This window comes from Eudoraea algarum (assembly GCF_050589645.1).
In the GTDB taxonomy this organism is placed as follows: Bacteria; Bacteroidota; Bacteroidia; order Flavobacteriales; family Flavobacteriaceae; genus JBNGOQ01.
In genome coordinates, this window is record NZ_JBNGOQ010000012.1 from 1 (window position 1) to 788 (window position 788).

Annotated in this window: 1 pseudogene; it reads left to right on the forward strand. The window is 53.7% G+C overall.

Annotated features, from left to right (window positions below):
- Nucleotides 1-788: pseudogene (locus ACRD67_RS20650) on the forward strand (hypothetical protein); the annotation flags it as partial.

The window sequence follows — 788 nt, forward strand, 5'->3', positions numbered from 1 at the left end:
GAGGACGGAACGGCGACCACCTTCGATGCAAGGCGTGCCACGGTAGTGGACAATGGTGACGGGACCTTTGATATCACCGACGATTCCGGCACCACGGTAACGGTCGACACCAACAATACGGTGACCACACTTGTGGACAACGGTAACGGTAGTTTTACCTACACCAGCGAGGACGGTACGATTACCACCTTTAACGAGACGACGAGTACCCTGGCCGACAACGGTGACGGTACATTGACCTATACCAACGAGGACGGTACGGCGACCACCTTTGATGCAAGGCGTGCCACGGTGGTGGACAATGGCGACGGTACCTTTGATATCACCGACGATTCAGGGACCACGGTAACGGTGGACATCAATGACACCGTGACCACCTTGGTGGACAATGGTGACGGAACTTTTACCTATACCAACGAGGCTGGTACAGCACAGACCTTTGACTTGATAAGTGCGGATGCCAATAATGATATTGCCGTAGGAACGGATGGCGGCCTGTATTTGAACGTGGCCTCCGTGACGATATCGGAAACGATTACCACTTTGGTGGACAATGGTGACGGTACCTTTACCCATACGAACGAAAGCGGCGCTGCCACGACCTTTGATGCCCGAAGGGCCACTGTAGTCGATAATGGCGACGGTACCTTTGATATCACGGACGATTCCGGCACCACGGTAACGGTGGACACCAACAATACCGTGACCACTTTGGTGGACAATGGTAACGGTAGCTTTACCTACACCTCTGAGGACGGGACCATAACGACCTTTAACGAGACGACCTC